The 555-nt window shown below is 26.3% G+C and carries 1 pseudogene; it reads left to right on the top strand.

Annotation, left to right across the window (positions count from 1 at the left end):
* A pseudogene (locus tag CPAL_RS05640) lies at positions 1–401 on the top strand (IS1380-like element ISTps2 family transposase); the annotation flags it as partial.
* Positions 402–555: the final 154 nt, after the last annotated feature.

Genomic DNA, 555 nt, shown 5'->3' with positions numbered 1-555 from the left:
TAGATAAATTACCCAGTGAAAAAGTATGTAGAGATCTCTTAAAAGCTTTACCAACAGAAACTTTAGAAGAATTAAGAACTATAAATAAAAAAATACTTGACTTAAAGTCTTCAACTGAAGATGTACGCGAGGTTTGTATTAATATTGATGATACTGTAATAACTATCTTTGGCAATCAAGAAGAATCAGGAATAGGATATAATCCAAGGTACAATGGAAGACCATCATTTAAAGAAAAAGTTGGGTTTATTTCAGGAACTGATGAATTACTTAACGTTACTCTTGAAAATGGTAGACATCACAGTAATTATAAATTTTTAGATTTCTTTAAGATTTGTGTAAACCAGCTACCATCAAGATATATTCTTAAAAGAGTTAGACTTGATAGATGTTTTTTTTGATGAAGAAAACTTTTTATATTTTGAAGATAATGGAATAGAATATGTTGTTAAATGTAAAATGTATTCTACTGTTAAAATGATAATAGATTTTATAAATAATAATTCAAAGGATTATATATGGCACGATATAAGTTCTACTTTATCTGTTACAGAA

The organism is Clostridium thermopalmarium DSM 5974 (assembly GCF_002995795.1).
Classification (GTDB): Bacteria; Bacillota; Clostridia; order Clostridiales; family Clostridiaceae; genus Clostridium_H; species Clostridium_H thermopalmarium.
Note: the sequence above shows the minus strand (reverse complement) of the source record. Positions and strands in the feature narration are given on the sequence as shown.